The organism is Roseivivax sp. CAU 1761, assembly GCF_054482755.1.
The window spans coordinates 1-16745 of record NZ_JBTLRM010000004.1 but is presented as its reverse complement, the minus strand read 5'-3'; the positions used below and the strand labels follow the sequence as shown (position 1 = coordinate 16745).

At 72.0% G+C, this 16745-nt stretch carries 19 protein-coding genes and 1 pseudogene; 11 read left to right on the top strand and 9 right to left on the bottom strand.

Features of this window, described 5'->3' with window-relative positions; all coding sequences use genetic code 11:
* Window positions 1-37: 37 nt before the first annotated feature.
* Genes ACXYMW_RS03930 through ACXYMW_RS03920 form a run of 3 tightly spaced genes read right to left on the bottom strand, consistent with a single transcriptional unit; the run spans window position 38 to window position 1943 of the window.
* On the bottom strand, window positions 38-649 hold the full coding sequence (locus tag ACXYMW_RS03930; protein ID WP_459033990.1) for a TorD/DmsD family molecular chaperone: 612 nt from the start codon (window positions 647-649) through the stop codon (window positions 38-40).
* Complete coding sequence (locus ACXYMW_RS03925) at window positions 649-1347, bottom strand: DUF3306 domain-containing protein (RefSeq protein WP_459033989.1); 699 nt, start codon at window positions 1345-1347, stop codon at window positions 649-651. The genes ACXYMW_RS03930 and ACXYMW_RS03925 overlap by 1 nt, the downstream gene beginning before the upstream one ends.
* An 8-nt stretch (window positions 1348-1355) precedes the next feature.
* Window positions 1356-1943 carry a DUF3305 domain-containing protein gene (locus ACXYMW_RS03920; RefSeq protein WP_459033988.1) on the bottom strand — a complete coding sequence of 196 codons (588 nt, stop codon included), beginning with the start codon at window positions 1941-1943 and terminating at the stop codon, window positions 1356-1358.
* A 171-nt stretch (window positions 1944-2114) separates the two neighbouring features.
* On the opposite strand from ACXYMW_RS03920, the gene ACXYMW_RS03915 reads away from it, so the two are divergent.
* Window positions 2115-4088 carry a 4Fe-4S binding protein gene (locus tag ACXYMW_RS03915; protein ID WP_459033987.1) on the top strand — a complete coding sequence of 658 codons (1974 nt, stop codon included), beginning with the start codon at window positions 2115-2117 and terminating at the stop codon, window positions 4086-4088.
* 78 nt (window positions 4089-4166) lie between these two features.
* On the opposite strand, the gene ACXYMW_RS03910 is transcribed toward ACXYMW_RS03915, so the two are convergent.
* Window positions 4167-4940 carry a hypothetical protein gene (locus ACXYMW_RS03910; RefSeq protein ID WP_459033986.1) on the bottom strand — a complete coding sequence of 258 codons (774 nt, stop codon included), beginning with the start codon at window positions 4938-4940 and terminating at the stop codon, window positions 4167-4169.
* 96 nt (window positions 4941-5036) lie between these two features.
* Between ACXYMW_RS03910 and ACXYMW_RS03905 the strand changes: the two genes are divergently transcribed.
* From ACXYMW_RS03905 to ACXYMW_RS03885, 5 genes are all read left to right on the top strand, one after another.
* Window positions 5037-5225 carry a DUF6494 family protein gene (locus ACXYMW_RS03905; protein ID WP_459033985.1) on the top strand — a complete coding sequence of 63 codons (189 nt, stop codon included), beginning with the start codon at window positions 5037-5039 and terminating at the stop codon, window positions 5223-5225.
* A 4-nt stretch (window positions 5226-5229) separates the two neighbouring features.
* Window positions 5230-6300: an Mrp/NBP35 family ATP-binding protein gene (locus tag ACXYMW_RS03900; protein ID WP_459033984.1), complete on the top strand. Its 1071-nt coding sequence runs from the start codon at window positions 5230-5232 to the stop codon at window positions 6298-6300.
* On the top strand, window positions 6297-7004 hold the full coding sequence (locus ACXYMW_RS03895; protein ID WP_459033983.1) for a biotin/lipoate--protein ligase family protein: 708 nt from the start codon (window positions 6297-6299) through the stop codon (window positions 7002-7004). The genes ACXYMW_RS03900 and ACXYMW_RS03895 overlap by 4 nt, the downstream gene beginning before the upstream one ends.
* A complete protein-coding gene (locus ACXYMW_RS03890) occupies window positions 7001-7483 on the top strand; it encodes a DUF6505 family protein (RefSeq protein ID WP_459033982.1) in 483 nt (160 codons plus the stop codon). Before ACXYMW_RS03895 ends, ACXYMW_RS03890 begins: the two co-directional genes overlap by 4 nt.
* A gap of 256 nt (window positions 7484-7739) precedes the next feature.
* Window positions 7740-7937 carry a CsbD family protein gene (locus ACXYMW_RS03885; protein ID WP_459033981.1) on the top strand — a complete coding sequence of 66 codons (198 nt, stop codon included), beginning with the start codon at window positions 7740-7742 and terminating at the stop codon, window positions 7935-7937.
* Window positions 7938-7991: 54 nt separating this feature from the next.
* Here the strand turns inward: ACXYMW_RS03885 and ACXYMW_RS03880 are convergent, their stop codons facing one another.
* The 3 genes from ACXYMW_RS03880 to ACXYMW_RS03870 form a co-directional block, all read right to left on the bottom strand.
* Window positions 7992-8702 (bottom strand): hypothetical protein, encoded by a 711-nt coding sequence (locus tag ACXYMW_RS03880; protein ID WP_459033980.1) that lies wholly within the window; start codon window positions 8700-8702, stop codon window positions 7992-7994.
* 28 nt (window positions 8703-8730) lie between these two features.
* Window positions 8731-9030 carry an FtsB family cell division protein gene (locus tag ACXYMW_RS03875; RefSeq protein ID WP_459033979.1) on the bottom strand — a complete coding sequence of 100 codons (300 nt, stop codon included), beginning with the start codon at window positions 9028-9030 and terminating at the stop codon, window positions 8731-8733.
* Between the two features lie 90 nt (window positions 9031-9120).
* The gene (locus ACXYMW_RS03870) at window positions 9121-10308 is read right to left on the bottom strand and encodes a phosphoglycerate kinase (protein ID WP_459033978.1); all 1188 of its coding nucleotides are present in this window, start codon (window positions 10306-10308) and stop codon (window positions 9121-9123) included.
* Between the two features lie 247 nt (window positions 10309-10555).
* Here ACXYMW_RS03870 and ACXYMW_RS03865 point away from each other — a divergent pair, with 247 nt between their 5' ends.
* The 3 genes from ACXYMW_RS03865 to ACXYMW_RS03855 all read left to right on the top strand — a co-directional run bounded on the left by ACXYMW_RS03865 (window position 10556) and on the right by ACXYMW_RS03855 (window position 12691).
* Complete coding sequence (locus ACXYMW_RS03865) at window positions 10556-11062, top strand: peptidylprolyl isomerase (protein ID WP_459033977.1); 507 nt, start codon at window positions 10556-10558, stop codon at window positions 11060-11062.
* Window positions 11055-11600 (top strand): peptidylprolyl isomerase, encoded by a 546-nt coding sequence (locus tag ACXYMW_RS03860; RefSeq protein ID WP_459033976.1) that lies wholly within the window; start codon window positions 11055-11057, stop codon window positions 11598-11600. Before ACXYMW_RS03865 ends, ACXYMW_RS03860 begins: the two co-directional genes overlap by 8 nt.
* Window positions 11601-11725: 125 nt before the next feature.
* Complete coding sequence (locus tag ACXYMW_RS03855) at window positions 11726-12691, top strand: DUF3179 domain-containing protein (protein WP_459033975.1); 966 nt, start codon at window positions 11726-11728, stop codon at window positions 12689-12691.
* Window positions 12692-12773: 82 nt separating this feature from the next.
* Here ACXYMW_RS03855 and tyrS read toward each other — a convergent pair whose 3' ends face one another.
* Entirely contained in the window at window positions 12774-14027 is a 1254-nt protein-coding gene (gene tyrS / locus ACXYMW_RS03850) for a tyrosine--tRNA ligase (RefSeq protein WP_459033974.1), read from the bottom strand.
* Window positions 14028-14147: 120 nt separating this feature from the next.
* On the opposite strand from tyrS, the gene ACXYMW_RS03845 reads away from it, so the two are divergent.
* Window positions 14148-15251: an anhydro-N-acetylmuramic acid kinase gene (locus tag ACXYMW_RS03845; RefSeq protein WP_459033973.1), complete on the top strand. Its 1104-nt coding sequence runs from the start codon at window positions 14148-14150 to the stop codon at window positions 15249-15251.
* A 138-nt stretch (window positions 15252-15389) separates the two neighbouring features.
* Here the strand turns inward: ACXYMW_RS03845 and moaA are convergent, their stop codons facing one another.
* A complete protein-coding gene (gene moaA, locus ACXYMW_RS03840) occupies window positions 15390-16397 on the bottom strand; it encodes a GTP 3',8-cyclase MoaA (protein WP_459033972.1) in 1008 nt (335 codons plus the stop codon).
* Window positions 16398-16473: 76 nt separating this feature from the next.
* On the opposite strand from moaA, the pseudogene ACXYMW_RS03835 reads away from it, so the two are divergent.
* Window positions 16474-16745, top strand: a pseudogene (locus ACXYMW_RS03835) (hypothetical protein); the annotation flags it as partial.

Here is a 16745-nt window from a genome sequence, read left to right as displayed (position 1 = left end):
GGTCGGACGGGGGGTCGCCGCGCGCGGCGGGGCCGGATCACTCCGGCGACATGCGGAACGCCTCGCGTTCGATCTCCACGAAGGCGCGGCCGACCGAGCCCACCGCGGCGTAGAGCACCGCGGTCTTGGCCTTCTCCAGGTCGGCGAAGAAGTGCCCGGCCCAGGGGCCGATATGCCGGTTGAAGAAGGTCTTCTGGTCCTCGAGCCCCGCCGGCATGCCGAAGCGGCCGTCGATCATCCCGGCCATCACTTCGCAGAGCGTGGCGATGTTGTCCTCGGGCTCGAACCGGTTCGGAGCGCGGGCGATGCGCCGCGCCGCCAGGTCGGAGCGCAGCGTCGCCAGCGGCTTCTCGTTGAGAAACCCGGTCAGGTAGTAGCTGGCATAGGGCAGAAGCTCGCCCCGGCCGAGGCCGATGAACAAAGCGTTGTATTCGCGCTCGACCGATTTCGGATCGGCCTGCCGGGCGCAATCGGCGAGCCGCGCCACCGCCTGGCCGAGATCGGTGGCGGCGTCACCCTGCAGCGCCGCGGTCTGGGCCAGGAGCGCGGAATCGGCCGGACGCGCCAGCAGAACCGCAAGGAAGTCGTAGAGATCGGCGCGCAGCCGGTCTTCCTCGATTACCTCGATGGTCCGGACGGGTTCGGTCATCAGCTCTCCGTATCAAATCTGAACCGCATACGACGGGACACCGCCGGCGGGGTGTTCATCACTGTTCCAGCCGAATGGTGGGGAGCCACTGCGACTTTGGTCGTAGATGCAGGCGCAGCAACTGCCTCGTCCTGCATTTTCTCCCCGCCCTCTGCGGGATTTTCGGAATTGGCGGTTTCCTCCGCGCCCGGATGACAATCATGTGAGACATTTTCCGCCGGTTCCCGCGGCTCCTCGGAAAGTGCCGCCACGGCATCCGCGTCCGCGGGCACCGCCTCCGGGTTCTCCGCCAGGGACTTCTGGCGCGCCATCTCCTCGACATGCCGGGTCAGGCCGCGGCCGACCTGATAGGCGGTCTTCACCCCCGGGGCATCGGTGGCCGCGTTGGTGTAGTCGCCATCGTAATCGTTGAGCCCGTCGAGACAGGCGAGCACCGGGTTCGACCGCCACAGCGCGCGCAGCGCCCGGCGCCGCAGGCGTTCGGGGATCTCCTTGCGCAGGAAGCCCGCCACCATGTCGCCGGGCTTCAGGTTGTCGGGATCGGGCAGGCCGAACTCGGCGAGGATCTCGGCATCGCTGCGCTCCTCCAACGCGTCGGCGCGGGCCTCGGCCCGGGCGTCCTCCTCGGCGCGCAGCGCCGCCTCCTCCTCGGCGGCGACCCGGGCCTTGCGACGGGACCAGAAATCGCCCCGGCTCATGCCCCGGCTCATGCCCCGTCCTCCGGCCCGTCCTCGGAATGCCGGCGCGCGGTGGGGGCGCGGAAGACATCGTCGGCCGGCGCGATGCGCGGATCGCCGCGGCCTTCGCCCGGGGCGCCGTCGCGATGCTTCTGGCGTTTGCGTTTCACGAAGGGTTCCTCCACGTAATGCGTCGCGGTCCAGGCCGCGACCCAGCCGATCAGGTCCTGCGGCATCGCCAGTTTCTCGACGATCTCGTCGCCGGACTGGGCGAACAGCGCCGCCTCGTGCGGCGAGGCGGTGACCATGTGCAGGCGCCACGGGACGGCGGCGCCGGGGGCCGGGCGCAGCACCGCGTAGCAGCAGGGCGGGGTCTCGCTCAGCGCCGTGCGGTAGGCCTCGGCCTCGCCGCGCCAGAGCGTCAGCGGCACGGTGCCGGCATGGAACTCGGCGCTGCCGTCGCTGTCCTCGCGCAGGAGCTTCCACTCGGCGGGGCCGGCATTGGGCAGCAGCGCCACCGGGCGCCAGACCCATTTCGCCCAGCGGGTGACGCCGGGACTGCGGCGCACGATGACGCCCATCGGCATGGTAACGGATTTTCGCTCGGCAAGCTGCACGGATGACCTCATTTCAGCGTTTCGTGAGCGTAGGGGCGCGGCCTTGTCTCTGACAAGCCGGGCGGTTATCCCTGCCGCCTGACCTGCCGCAAACGTGATCCGGGATACCGATTGCCGCGCCCCGCGCCCGGCCGCTCCCGCCCGGCGGCGCTCTGCATCGGGGAGGTGCCCATGTCCAGAACCCTTCTGCTCTGCGATTGCCTCGGCAGCCAGCACCTCGATCCCGAGCGGATCGAGGCCACCACCGGGCTGCGCTGCTCGCGCGTGCATTCCGGCCTCTGCCAGCATCAGGCCGAGCGCGCCGCCCAGGCGCTGTCCTCGGGCGAGGAGGTGGTGGTGGCCTGCGGCCAGGAAACCGCCTTCTTCGAGGAGCTGGCCGCCGAACTCGGCGTCGAGGCGCCGGGATTCGTCGATCTGCGCGACCGCGCCGGCTGGTCCGACGAGGCCGAGCGGGCCGGGCCCAAGCAGGCGGCGTTGGCCGCCGAGGCGCTGGTGGCGGTGCCGCCGGCGCGCAGCCGCGACGTGGTCTCCGAGGGCGCCTGCATGATCGTCGGCCCCGGCGAGGCCGCCTTCGCCGCCGCCGCCCGGCTCTGCGACGCGCTGGCGGTGACGGTGCTGCAGACCGACGCCGTCGAGCCGCCGCTCGACCGCCGCTTCGACGTGGTGCGCGGCCGGCTGGCCCGCGCCGAGGGCGCGCTCGGCGCCTTCCGGGTCCGCATCGACGGTTTCGCCCAGCTGGTGCCCGGCGGCCGCGGCCAGCCGGGCTTCACCGAGCCGCGCGACGGCGCGGTCTCGGACTGCGACATCCTCTTCGACCTGACCGCCGGCCAGCCGTTCTTTCCCGCCCCCGAGAAGCGCGAGGGCTACCTGCGCGCCGATCCCCGCGCCCCCGGCGCCGTGGAGGCGGTCTCGGTCGAGGCGGTGCAGCTTGTCGGCACCTTCGAGAAGCCGCTCTTTGCCCGGCTCGAACCGGCGCTCTGCGCCCATTCGCGGGCCCGCCAGACCGGCTGCACGCGCTGCCTCGACGCCTGCCCGACCGGGGCGCTGGTGCCGGACGGCGATCACGTCTCGCTCGACCCGATGATCTGCGCCGGCTGCGGCTCCTGCTCGGCGCTCTGCCCGTCGGGCGCGATCACCTACGACGCGCCGCCGGTGTCCAGCCTGTTCCGGCGCATCGACGCGCTGGCCCGCAGCTTCCGCGAGGCCGGCGGACGGGCGCCGCGCCTTCTGGTCCACGACGCCGAGCACGGCCGCGAGATGATCGCGCTGGCGGCGCGCTTCGGCCGCGGCCTGCCGGCCGACGTGATCCCCTTCGAGACCCCGGCGCTGGCCGGGTTCGGCCATGCCGAGATGCTGGCGGCGCTCGGCGCGGGCTTTGCCCGGGTCGACCTGCTGCTGGCGCCGCGGACCGAGCGCGAGACCTGCGACCACGAGGCCGCGCTGACCGCCGCGATGGCCGGTGAGGGGCGGGTGCGCCTGCTCGATCCGGCCGATCCCGACGGCTTGAGCGACGCGCTCTACGGCGCCGAGGCCCCGGCGCCGGTGGCCGAGCCGGCGCTGCCCATCGGCACGCGGCGGCAGGTCGCGCGGGTCGCGGCCCGGGCGTTGAACGGCCCGGAGGCGGTGCTCGACCTGCCCGAGGGCGCGCCCTACGGCGCGGTGCTCTGCAACACCGATGCCTGTACGCTCTGCCTGGCCTGCGTGTCGCTCTGCCCCTCCGGCGCGCTGGGCGACAACCCGGACAAGCCGCAGCTGCTGTTCCAGGAGGATGCCTGCCTGCAATGCGGGCTCTGCGCCAATGTCTGCCCCGAGGACGCGATCACCCTCAAGCCGCGCATGGACCTGACCGACGGCGCGCTGTCGCAGCGCGTGCTGAACGAGGAGGAGCCGTTTGCCTGCGTCGAATGCGGCACCCTCTTCGGGGTCAAGTCGACCATCGAGCGGATCACCGAGCAGCTCGCCGGCAAGCACCCGATGTTCGCCTCGAGCCCGCAGGCGCGGATGATCCAGATGTGCGACGATTGCCGGGTGCGGGCGCAGTTCCACACCGGCGACAACCCCTTCGCCATGGGCAATCCGCGCCGCGTGCGCACCACCGACGACTACCTCGCGGATCCCGGCCCGTCGAAGCGCCGCGACCACTGACGCGCCGCCGGGCTCCGGCCCGCCGCAAGGCCGGGCCCGGTGCCGTCACCGCGCGGCGGCACGGGCCGCCGGCGCGGGTCAGCGATAGGCCATCGGCGCGCCCAGATCGGCCGGCGCCACGGTCTCCACGAAGGCCAGGATGTGGTCGAGATCGTCGAGGGTCATGGCGAGCGGCACGATCGGCGGCGGGCGGTTGGCCGGGAAGGGCGGCGTGACCTCGGCGACCTGGGTGAAGGCCGGGTGCGGGTTCAGCGCGTAGAAGCCTCGGAAGCGCGCGAGCCAGTCGGGAAAGCCCCGCAGCAGCATGAAGGAGGGGGTGGAGCCGATGGTGCGCAGCCGGTCGGCCTCGCGCACCGCGTGACAGCGTCCGCAGAGCGCCTGGGCCAGCGCCGCGCCCTGCGCCGCGTCGCCCTCGAGCTCCGGGGCGGGCGCCGCCTCGGCCGCGCGCGCGACCGGGGTGAAGGGGGCGGTGCCCTCGGGCGCGAAGCCCGCCACCGCCGCCCGTCCGGCCTCTGACTCGAGCCAGTCGCCGAAGGCCCGGGCATCGGGATCGTCGCCGAGTTCCAGGTGCCAGACCCGGTTCGGCCCGGCGAAGACCGGCCGCCCGGTCGCGCCGAAGGCGGCATCGCTGCCGGCGCCGGGCCCGGCCGCGGCGCCGTCCGGCGCCGGCTGCCGCGTGATCCGGGTCGCGGTCTTCAGCGAGAACCGCGGCAGGATGTGGTCGAGAAGGCCGGTCTCGGCCAGGGTCCGGGGCACCGTCAGGCGGAACGCCTTGTCGGCCTCGGCCTCGGCACGGGCCGCCCCGGCCGCGGCCAGCGCCAGCGTGGCGGCGGCGATCACGAGAACGCGCATGGGCCGGCTCCTCCTTCCGGCGGGCGATGGCTTGCAAGCCTATGGGGCCTGTCCTACAGACGTCAATGCCTTCACCGAGCGCAAGGGAGCACGCCGATGAGCGACGATTTCAACATGTCGATGCGGAAATTTCTCAAGCAGGTGGGGGTCACCTCGCAGCAGGCCATCGAGGAGGCGGTGCGCGAGGCCGGCGGCCCCGAAGGCCGCACCTACCAGGCCCGGGCGGTGATCACCGTCGAAGGGCTCGACGTCGAGCACGTCGTCACCGGCACGATCAAGGGGTAACGGCTTGAGCCTGACACGCGAGGCGGTCCTGACCGCATTGAAGGCGGTGCGCGATCCCGCCTCCGGCAGCGACGTGGTCGCCGCCGGGCTGGTGCGCGCGCTGAATGTCGAGGGCACGAACGTGCGTTTCGTGCTGGAGATCGACCCGGCCCGGGCCGAGAGCTACAAGCCGGTGCGCGACGATTGCGAGGCGGTGGTGAAGTCGCTCGACCCCGCGGCCCAGGTTTCCGCGGTGCTGACCGCGCATTCGGCGCCGAAGCCGCCGCCGGACCTCAAGGGCGCGCGCAAGCCCGCCGCCCCGCAGGGGCCGCAGAAGGTCGCCGGCATCGACCGCATCCTCGCCGTGGCCTCGGGCAAGGGCGGCGTCGGCAAGTCGACGCTGTCGGCCAACCTGGCCTGCGCGCTGGCCGCCGAGGGGCGCCGCGTCGGCCTGCTCGACGCCGATGTCTACGGCCCGTCGCAGCCGCGCATGCTGGGCGTCTCGGGCCGGCCCGCCAGCCCCGACGGCAAGACCATCCTGCCGCTGAGGAATTACGGCGTCACCATGATGTCGATCGGGCTGATGACCAACGAGGGCCAGGCGGTGGTCTGGCGCGGTCCGATGCTGATGGGCGCGCTGCAGCAGATGATGAACCAGGTGCAATGGGGGGCGCTCGACGTGCTGATCGTCGACCTGCCGCCGGGCACCGGCGACGTGCAGATGACGCTGAGCCAGAAGTTCCAGGTCGACGGCGCCGTGGTGGTCTCGACGCCGCAGGACGTGGCGCTGCTCGACGCCCGCAAGGGCATTGACATGTTCCGCCAGATGAACGTGCCGATCCACGGCCTGATCGAGAACATGTCGACCCATATCTGCTCCAATTGCGGCCACGAGGAGCACATCTTCGGCCATGGCGGGGTGGCCCGCGAGGCCGCGGCGCTGGGCGTGCCGCTGCTGGGCGAGATCCCGCTGCATCTCGACATCCGCACCGCCTCCGACGGCGGCGCGCCGATCGTCGTCTCGAAGCCCGAGAGCAGCCAGGCGCGGTCGTTCCGCGACATCGCCCGGAGGCTTGTCGAGGCCGGTCAGGCATGATCGCCGACGCCGCCCCGGTCTTCCCGCCGCTGCTCGAGGGCCGCGCGGTGCCCGGAGATCCCTTCGCCGCCGCCATCGCGGCGGCGCAGGCCGGCGCCGAGCCGGGGCTGGTGCTCTACCGCGCGCCCTGCGACGACCTCGAGGCGGCGCTGGTCCTGGCGCCCGAGGTGGCGCTCGCCGAGGCGGCGCAGATGCTGCCGCTGGCCGGCGTGGCGCTGCAGAACGCGCTGGGCGCGCTGGCGCCGCCGGAAGTGCCGGTCGATCTTGGCTGGGAGGGCGGTGTCTGGGTCAATGACGGGCGCGCCGGGACGCTGCGCGCCGCGGCGCCGTCGCGCGCCCCCGACGCGGTGCCGGACTGGCTGGTGATCGGGCTGTCGCTGCGCTTCGTGCCGCCGGCGGGCGAGGGCGGCGCGACCCCCGACATCACCGCGCTGCACGCCGAGGGCTGCGGCGACCTGGCGCCGCTCGACCTGCTGGAAAGCTGGTCGCGGCACTTCCTGGTCTGGCTGCATGGTTGGGAGGAGACCGGCGCCGCGGCGCTGCACCGCGATCTCTCGGCGCTGCTGCGCGGCCGCGGCGGCTGCCTCACCGCGCTCGGCGTGACCGGGCGCCATGTCGGGCTCGACGAGCGGCTCGGCCTGTTGCTGAAGACCGGGGAGGAGACCCGTCTGCTGCCCCTGACCGACCTTCTGGAGACGCCATGAACCTGGCCCGCGCGATCCATTTCGACGAGAGCGACACCCGCATCTTCCATTCCCCGGCCCGCACCGGCGAATGGTGCATCTCGGGCGGGTTCGAGTTTTCCAACTGGGGCGAGGCCGATCTCGAGGGCAAGGCGCGGCAGGCCTTCTCGAACGGCTGGCTCGGGCTCGAGACCTTCGGCCGGGTGACCTTCGTGGCGGTGACCCGGATCGAGGCGGCGGAGCTGGCCCGGCTGACCGACGGGCTGGCCCGGCACTTCGTCGAGGTCTATGGCGCCCCCAGCGAGGCCGATGCCCGGCGCGTGGCCGAGATCGAGATCGCCGAGATGGCCGAGCTCTGCGCCGATCACGCTCCGAACACCCTGCTCACGGTGGCGCGCGAGCTGACCGGCGCCGGGGTGCGGGAGGCCTTCCGGGTCATCGAGGCGCCCGAGGCCGACCTCACCCAGGTGGCGATCCACGGCTCCCTCGAGGAGGAGTGATCCGGCGGGGCGCGCCCCGTCCGGGGCGCGCGCTGCTCTGGCCCCGCGGGCGCCGGGGGCGCCCGCGGCGCGGCGGGCGCCCGGTCCGCCAGCCGGGCCCCTGTCCCTGAGCGTTATTGGGGCGTCTCCGGGGCATCCCTGCGGCGCCCGGGGCCGGGGCCGGGCGGCGGGATCTGGCCGAGGCTTCGGGGGGCGGGAAACCTTATTCCCGGATGCGGGTTTTCCCGGCAGATGCCCAAGCAAGGAGGCAAATGCCATGAATTGGGATCAAGTCGAAGGCAACTGGGAAAAGTTCAAGGGTGCGGCGCGCCAGCAATGGGGCGAGCTCACCGATGACGACCTGCAGAAGGCCAAGGGCGACCGCCAGCGGATGGCCGGCCTGATCCAGGAGCGTTACGGCCGCACCAGGGAACAGGCCGAGCGCGAGCTCGACGATTGGGCGGCCCGGCACTGACCGCGCGCCCCATGTGACAGACGACCGACACACGACGCGGCGGGACGGGACGGCTCAGTCTTCCTCCGCGCCGCGGCAGATGCCGGCCACCTGGGCACCGGACCAGGGCAGGGCGACCTCGCTGCCCGCCAGCACCCGGTCGAGTCGGGACAGCGGCATGGCCTCGGCGATCATCGCCCGGAGCCGCGCGGTGCGCGGCGCCGCGGGGTCGAGCAGGGCGCAGCAAACATATTCCTCGACGATGGCGCCCTGTTGCTCGTAGCCGAAATCGGCGAAGCGGGTCCGACCCGCGCCGTCGGGATCGAAGAGGTAGGGATCGGCGCTGGCGGCGTGCTCGAAGGCGGCGCGCAGCGGGTGATAGCCGGTGCGGCGCCGGTTCTGCCATTGCCAGACATGCGTCATCTCGTGCGCGAAGAGCATGGCATCGGCGAGGTCGATGCGGCGCGGCCAGCCGGCGAGGAAATCGGCGCGGTAGAGATCCTCGCGGTAGAGCACGCGGTTGAAGAAGGTGGTGGCCCCCGGCGAGACGGTGACGGTCTCGCCCTGCAGCGGCGGCCAGATCCGCTCCTGGCAGGTCAGGCGCGGCCGGGCCGGACGGCGATAGGTGATGGCCCCGGCGAAATGCCCGTCATGGAAGCGCACCCGCGCCGGGTTCACCTGGTCGCCATGGACCTGGCGCAGGAAGGCGCGTTCGTTGCCGGTGAGTTCGCGGCCGCAGGCGGCGGCGAGCGTCGCGAGGAGGGCGAGGGTGAGGAGGCGGATCATGCGGGCGGTGCGGCGGCGCGGTGGCGCCTCAGCGCACCACGACCTCGTCGGCGCGCAGCAGCCCCAGCACGTCGCGTGCCTGCTGGTCGAGCAGGTCGACGTCGAGGTAATCGTCCGACAGCCGCCGGGTGAGATTCTCCATCCGTGCCACCTCGGCCTCGAGCTGCGCCAGCTCGGCCGCCAGCCGGGTCTCCTCGACCTCGATCTCGGCGCGGCGGAACAGGCCGTAATCGCCCTGCACCGCCGCGAAGGTGAAATAGGCGCCGATCATCACCGATCCGGCGAAGAAGGTCAGGGGCCCGAAGGGGCGGGAACGGAACTGGCTCATGTCACTGCCTCGGCGCGCCGCGTTGGCCGGGCGCTGGTCGCGACCATGCCACAGCCGCGCCCGACCGGGAATCCCCCATTTTCCGGACTGTTACCCCAATGCCGCAACCCCGGGCAGGGTCTTGCCCTCCATCCATTCGAGGAAGGCGCCGCCGGCAGTGGAGATGTAGGTGAAGCGCTCCGCCGCGCCGGCCTTGTTGAGCGCCGCGACGGTGTCGCCGCCGCCGGCCACCGAGACCAGCCTGCCCTCTGCCGACAGCGCGCCGGCGCGCGCCGCGGCGGCGTTGGTGGCGGCGTCGAAGGGGGCGATCTCGAAGGCGCCGAGCGGGCCGTTCCAGATCAGCGTCTCGGCGCGCTCCATGACCTCGACGAGATGCGCGACGCTGTCCGGCCCGGCATCGAGGATCATCGCCTCGGCCGGGCAATCCTCGGCCTTGACGACCTCGTGCGGCGCCCCGGCCTTGAACTCGCGCGCCACCACGACATCGCGCGGCAGCAGGATCTCGCAGCCCGTCTCGGCGGCCTTCTGGGCGATCTCGCGCGCGGTGCCGGTCATGTCGTGCTCGCAGAGCGACTTGCCGACATCGAGCCCCTGCGCGGCGAGGAAGGTGTTGGCCATGCCGCCGCCGATCACCAGCATGTCGACCTTCTCGATCAGGTTCGACAGCAGGTCGAGCTTGGTCGAGACCTTGGCGCCGCCGACCACCGCCATCACCGGCCGCTTCGGCGTGCCGAGCGCCGCCTCCAGCGCGGCGAGCTCGGCCGCCATCAGCCGCCCGGCGCAGGACGGCAAGAGCCGCGCCAGCGCCTCGGTCGAGGCATGGGCGCGGTGCGCGGCGGAGAAGGCATCGTTGCAATAGACGTCGCCGAGCTTGGCCATTTCCGCGGCCAGACCCGGGTCGTTCTTCTCCTCGCCGGCGTGGAAGCGGGTGTTCTCGAGCAGCAGCACCTCGCCCGGCTTCAGCGCCGCAAGCGCCGCCTCGGCGCCGGGACCGCGGCAATCGGCGGCGAAGGCCACCGGAACCCCGAAGGCGGATTCGAGCGCCGGCACCAGCGGCGACAGGCTCATGTCGTCGCGGCGTTCGCCCTTGGGCCGGCCGAAATGCGCCAGGAGCACCGGCGTGCCGCCCTTGGCGAGGATGTCGCGCACGGTCGGCGCGACGCGCTCGATCCGGGTCGCGTCGGTGACCCGGCCATCCTCGACCGGGACGTTGATGTCGACCCGGGTGAGCACCCGCTTGCCGTCCAGATCCATGTCGTCGAGCGTCTTCCAGGCCATCGGCAGTCCTCCGTCCAGGCGTTGCGCCCGAGGAATGGCGTCTCGCTGCCGGGAGGTCAATGCGGCCTCGGGGAGGGCGGCCCCGGCGCCCGGGCGCGCGGGCCCGGCCCGCCGCCTCCGACTGCCGGTCCGGGCGGCGCGGCGCCGGCGGTCCCCGGCCCGCGCCGGCGGCCCCCGGGCGTCGCCCCTTGGCAAGCGCTGCGGCGCGGTCTACCACCGGGCCCGAGCGCATGACAGGGAGGCCCGCATGGCCGAGATCAAGGATCCCGAGAACACCATCCTGATGGAGCTGAAGGACGGCACCGTCACCATCGAGCTGCTGCCCGACGTGGCGCCCAAGCACGCCGAGCGGATGAAGGAACTGGCGCGGTCCGGCGCCTATGACAACGTCGCCTTCCACCGCGTGATCGACGGGTTCATGGCGCAGACCGGCGATGTCGCCAACGGCAACATGGAGCAGGATTTCAACCTGCGCATGGCCGGCACCGGCGGCTCCGACCTGCCCGACCTGCCGGCGGAATTCTCCAAGCTGCCGCACGATCGCGGCACCCTGGGCGCGGCGCGGTCGTCGAACCCGAACTCCGCCAATTCGCAGTTCTTCATCAACTTCAAGGACAACCATTTCCTCAACGGCCAGTACACCGTCTACGGCCGGGTCATCGCGGGCATGGAGCATGTCGATGCGATCACCCGCGGCGAGCCGCCGGCCAATCCCGACCGCATGATCTCGGTCAAGGTGGCCGCCGATGCGTAAGCTCGCTGCCGCTTTGATCCTCGCCGCCGGCCCCGCCGCGGCGACCGGGCTCGAGATCGACATCGCGGGCGAGGCCGCGGGCACCGTCGCCATCGACCTGTTCGAGGACGTGGCCCCCGAGCACGTCGCCCAGATCACCGCCCTGGCCGAGGCCGGCGCCTATGACGGCGTGGTTTTCCACCGGGTGATCGACGGCTTCATGGCGCAGACCGGCGACGTGCAGTTCGGCCGCGAGGGCGGCGATCTGTCGATGGCCGGGCGCGGCGGCTCCGACCGGCCCGACCTGCCGGCCGAGTTCTCCGACCGCGCCTTCGAGCGCGGCGTGGTCGGCATGGCGCGATCGCAATCCCCCGACAGCGCCAATTCGCAGTTCTTCATCATGTTCGACGCGGCGCCCTTCCTCGATGGCCAGTACACCGTGGTGGGCGCGGTGACCGAGGGCATGGAGGTGGTCGACGCCATCAAGCGCGGCACCGGGCCGAACGGCGCGGTCACCGCGGCGCCCGACGTGATGCAGGAGGTCCGCGTCACCGAGTGACGCGCCCGCGGCGCGGCCCGGTCGCCGGGGCGCGGCGCCACACGCAGGGTCACGTTGACGTGGCCCCCGATTGCCCGAAACGGCGCGGGCGCGCAGGCTTTCCCCTCATCAGGGGAGGAAATGCCATGCGGATCATCGCCGTTCTGGCCGCCGCGGTTCTGTGGGCCGGGGCCGCCATCGCCCAGCCGTCGCAATGGCGGGCGGAGTTTCCGAGGACCGATTTCAGCCGCAGCGCCATCGCCGACTGGTCCGAGATCCGCTCCGGCGGGCCGGGCCGCGACGGCATTCCGGCGCTGTCGGAGCCGCAATTCGTCCGCGCCGCGGACAAGCGCGGGCTCGATCCCGAAGAGCCGGTGATCACGCTGGAGCTCGGCGGCGCCACGCCGCGGGCCTATCCGATCCGCTATCTGATGTGGCACGAGATCGTCAACGACAGCGTCGGCGGGGTGCCGGTCGCGGTGACCTACTGCCCGCTTTGCAATTCCGCGATGACCTTCGACCGCAGGGTTGCGGGCCGGGTGCTGAGCTTCGGCGTCACCGGCAAGCTCCGCGCCTCCGACATGGTGATGTACGACCGCGAGACCGAGAGCTGGTGGCAGCAGGCGCTGGGGCAGGGCATCGTCGGCCGCATGACGGGCCGCGAGCTGGCCACCCTGCCGAGCTGGATGGAAAGCTGGCAGGCCTTCCGCGACCGTCACCCGCAGGGGCTGGTGATGGCGCAGCCGCGGCACAACCGCGATTACGGCCGCAACCCCTATCGCGGCTACGACCGCTCGGGCTGGCCGTTCCTCTATGACGGCACGCCGCCGCCGCACGGCATCCCGGCGCTGGAGCGCGTGGTGCGGGTCGGCGACCGCGCCTGGCCGATGTCGCGGCTGGCCCGCGAGGGACGCATCCAAGAGGCCGGGCTGAGCCTCGACTGGCGTCCGGGCCAGGCCTCGGCGCTCGATGCCGGCCGGGTCGGGGCGGGGCGCGACATCGGCATGATCCGGGTGCGCGACGGGCGCGGCCGCGACGTGGCGCATGACGTGCTCTTCGCCTTCGCCTTCCACGCCTTCTGGCCCGACGGCCGCTGGATGCTCGGCCGCTAGGCCGCCGCCCCGGGGCAGGAGCGCGGGGCGGGCCGCGGAGAGCGTGCCGCGGCCCCGGCCGGGATCCCCGGAGTCACCGGGGTTATTGCGCGAGCTTCACCAAGGCATGGCGCTTCTTGCCGGCCGAGAGCTTCACCGGCGCGCTGAGCGCGCTCTCGTCGAGCACCAGGCCGGGATCGGTGAGCGCCCGGTCGTCGATCCGCGCGCCGTTCTCGGCGATCAGCCGCTTGGCCTCCTTGCCGGACTTCACCAGCCCCGAGCGCACCAGCACCTGCACGATCGAGATGCCGCCGGCGACCTCGTCGCGGCCGAGCTCGACGGTGGGCAGGTCGTCGCCCACGCCGCCCTTCTCGAAGACCTCGCGCGCCGTCGCCGCCGCCGCCGCGGCCGCCTCGGCGCCGTGGCAGAGCGTGGTGACCTCGTTGGCGAGCACGATCTTGGCCTCGTTGATCTCCGCCCCCTCGAGCGCGCCCAGCCGCTCGCATTCCTCGACCGGCAGCTCGGTGTAGAGCTTCAGGAAGCGGCCGGTATCGGCGTCGGTCGAATTGCGCCAGAACTGCCAGAACTCATAGGGGCTCAGCATGTCGGCGTTGAGCCACATGGCGCCGCCCGCCGATTTGCCCATCTTGCGGCCGTCCGAGGTGGTCAGCAGCGGCGAGGTCAGGCCGAAAATCTCGCGGTCGGCGACCCGGCGGGTCAGGTCGATGCCGTTGACGATGTTGCCCCACTGGTCCGAGCCGCCCATCTGCAGCACGCAGCCGTAGCGCCGGTTCAGCTCGAGGAAGTCGTAGGCCTGCAGGATCATGTAGTTGAATTCGAGGAAGGACAGCGACTGCTCGCGGTCGAGCCGGCTCTTCACGCTCTCGAAGGAGAGCATCCGGTTGACCGAGAAATGCCGCCCGATGTCGCGCAGGAAGTCGAGGTAGTTCAGCCCGTCGAGCCATTCGGCATTGTCGAGCATCAGCGCGCCGTTGCCGCTCTCGCCATAGGTCAGGTACTTGGCGAAGACCTGCTTCATGCCGTCGATATTGGCTGCGATCTGCTCCGGCCCGAGCAGCGGCCGCTCGTCCGAGCGGAACGAGGGATCGCCCACCTTGGTGGTGCCGCCGCCCATCAGGGTGATCGGCCGGTGGCCGGTCTTCTGCAGCCAGCGCAGCATCATGATGTTCAGCAGATGCCCGACATGCAGCGATTTCGCGGTGGCGTCGTAGCCGATATAGGCGGTCACCATCCCGGCCGCGAGGGCATCGTCCAGCGCCTGATAATCGGTGCAGTCGGCCAGGTAGCCGCGCTCGATCATCACGCGCATGAAATCCGATTTGGGATGGTAGGTCATGGGTCTTCCCTCGTAGAATGCCGCCCGAGGCTATACCGCCGGGAACCGGCGGGGCCAATCGCATTTCGCGGCAGTTTCGCGGAGGGACGGGTGAGCAGGGCAGCGAGAGAGGCGGCGCCGATGCGGGCGCTCGGAGCGATGTCGGGCACCTCGCTCGACGGCGTCGACGCGGCGATGATCGTCACCGATGGCGAGCGCATCCTGGAAACCGGCGACTGGGATTACCGGCCCTACGACGCGGCCGAGACCGCGGTGCTGCGCGCCGCGCTCGGGCGCTGGCCCGGCGAGCCCGGCGTGGCCGAGGCCGAGCGGGTGGTGGAGCGGGCCCATCTCGACCTGCTGGCGCGCTTCGAGGGTGCCGAACTCGTGGGCTTTCACGGCCAGACCCTGGCGCACGAGCCGCGGGGCCGCGGCACCCACCAGATCGGTTGCGGCGCCGCGCTCGCCGACGCGCTGGGCGTGCCGGTGGTGTGGGATTTCCGCTCCGCCGACGTGCGCCTGGGCGGCGAGGGCGCGCCGCTGGCGCCGTTCTACCATTTCGCCTGCGCCCGGCGGATCGGCGCCACCGAACCGCTGGCGATGCTCAATCTCGGCGGCGTCGGCAACCTGACCTGGATCGACCCGCGCAAGGCGCGGCCCGAGGAGGAGGGCGCCTGCCTCGCCTTCGATACCGGTCCGGCCAATGCCCCGATCAACGATCTGCTGACCGAACGCCGCGGCCAGCCCTTCGACCGCGACGGCGCGCTGGCGGCGCGCGGCAAGGTCGTGGACGGCGCGCTCGAGCTGTTCCTCGAGGAGGGGTATTTCCTGCGCATGCCGCCGAAATCGCTCGACCGCGACGATTTCGCGCTGATGCTCGACCTGGTGCGCGAACTCGACGATGCCGATGCCGCCGCCACCATGACCGCGATGTCGGCGGCGGCGGTGATGCGCGGACTCGAGCATTGCCCGACCCCGCCCGAGCGGCTGCTGGTCACCGGGGGCGGGCGCCACAACCCGGTGATGATGGCGATGATCGCCGCCGGGCTCGACTGCCCGGTGGAGCCGGTGGAGGCGGCGGGGCTCGACGGCGACATGATGGAGGCGCAGGCCTTCGCCTTCCTCGCGGTGCGGGTGCTGCGCGGATTGCCGACCTCTTGCCCCGCGACCACCGGGGTGCGCGCGGCGATCGGGGGTGGCGAGATCAGCCGCCCGGGCCAGCGCGCCCTGCGCGGCGCCGGCTGAGCCGTCGGAGCCTCCGGCGGGGATATTTCTGCTCAGAAGAAGGCCAGGGGGAGCGCCTCGCGCCCGCCGCTGTCTTCTTCTGAGGGAAAATATCCCGGGGAGCGCGAGGGGCTGGCCCCTCGCTCCGATGCGCGACGTTCAGCCGCCGGTATGGCTCATATGGCGCGACACCCGTCCGTCCACCGATTGCCGCGAATAGTCGAAATCGTGGCCCTTGGGCTTCAGCGCGATGGCGCCGCGGATCGCGTCCTCGAGCGGCGCGTCGCTGCCCGGATGGTTGCGCAGGGCGGCGCGCAGATCGGCGTTGTCCTCCTGGCCCAGGCACATGAAGAGCTCGCCGGTGCAGGTCAGCCGCACGCGGTTGCAGCTCTCGCAGAAATTGTGCGTGAGCGGGGTGATGAAGCCGACCTTCTGGCCGCTCTCCTCGAGCCACACGTAGCGCGCCGGGCCACCGGTGCGCTCGGGCAGGTCGGTGAGGGTGTAGCGCTCTGCCAACCGCGCCCGCAGGTCGTCGAGCTTCCAGTACTGGCCGAGCCGGTCCTCGTTGCCGATGTCGCCCATCGGCATGACCTCGATCCAGGTCAGGTCCATGTCGCGCGCCGCGCACCATTCGGTCATCGCGAAGAGCTCGTCCTCGTTGAAGCCCTTGAGCGCCACGGCGTTGATCTTGACCCGCAGGCCGGCCTGCTGCGCCGCGTCGATGCCCTTCAGGACCTGCGGCAGCCGGCCCCAGCGGGTGATGTCGGCGAACTTCTTCTCGTCGAGCGTGTCGAGCGAGATGTTCACCCGCCGCACCCCGGCGGCGTGAAGATCGCCCGCGAAGCGCGACAGCTGCGAGCCGTTGGTGGTCAGGGTCAGCTCCTTGAGCGCCCCCGATTCGAGGTGCCGGCCCATGCTCCGGAAGAAGGTCATGATGTCCCGCCGCACCAGCGGTTCGCCGCCGGTGATGCGCAGCTTCTCGACCCCAAGCCGCACGAAGGTGGAGCACATGCGGTCCAGCTCCTCCAGCGTCAGCAGCTCCTTCTTGGGCAGGAAGGTCATGTTTTCCGACATGCAATAGACGCAGCGGAAATCGCAGCGGTCGGTGACCGAAACCCGAAGGTAGGAGATCGGGCGCTGGAACGGGTCGATGAGGGGTGCTGTCATGGACCCAAGCTAGTAATTCCCGGACGGCCGGGCAAGTATCACGCCCGAGAACGAGACAGTACAAAGGTCTGACGCCATGAGATTCCGCCCCGCCCTGACCTTGGCCGCGCTGCTCGCCGCGGCCGGATGCGCCGAGATCCGCGACCGCTTCGGCGGCCAGAGCGAATCACCCGCGCCGCGCGCCGCCGCCGCCGCCGGGAGCGCCGCGGCCGCGCCGGCCTCCGCCGCCCCCGCCGCTTCGCGGGTTCCGGCCGCCGCCGCGCGCACCGCGGAGGAGTTCGACGTCACCACCGCGGAGGAGCGCGCCGCCGCCGCCGCGCCGGCCGAGCCTGCCGGCGAGCGCCGGCT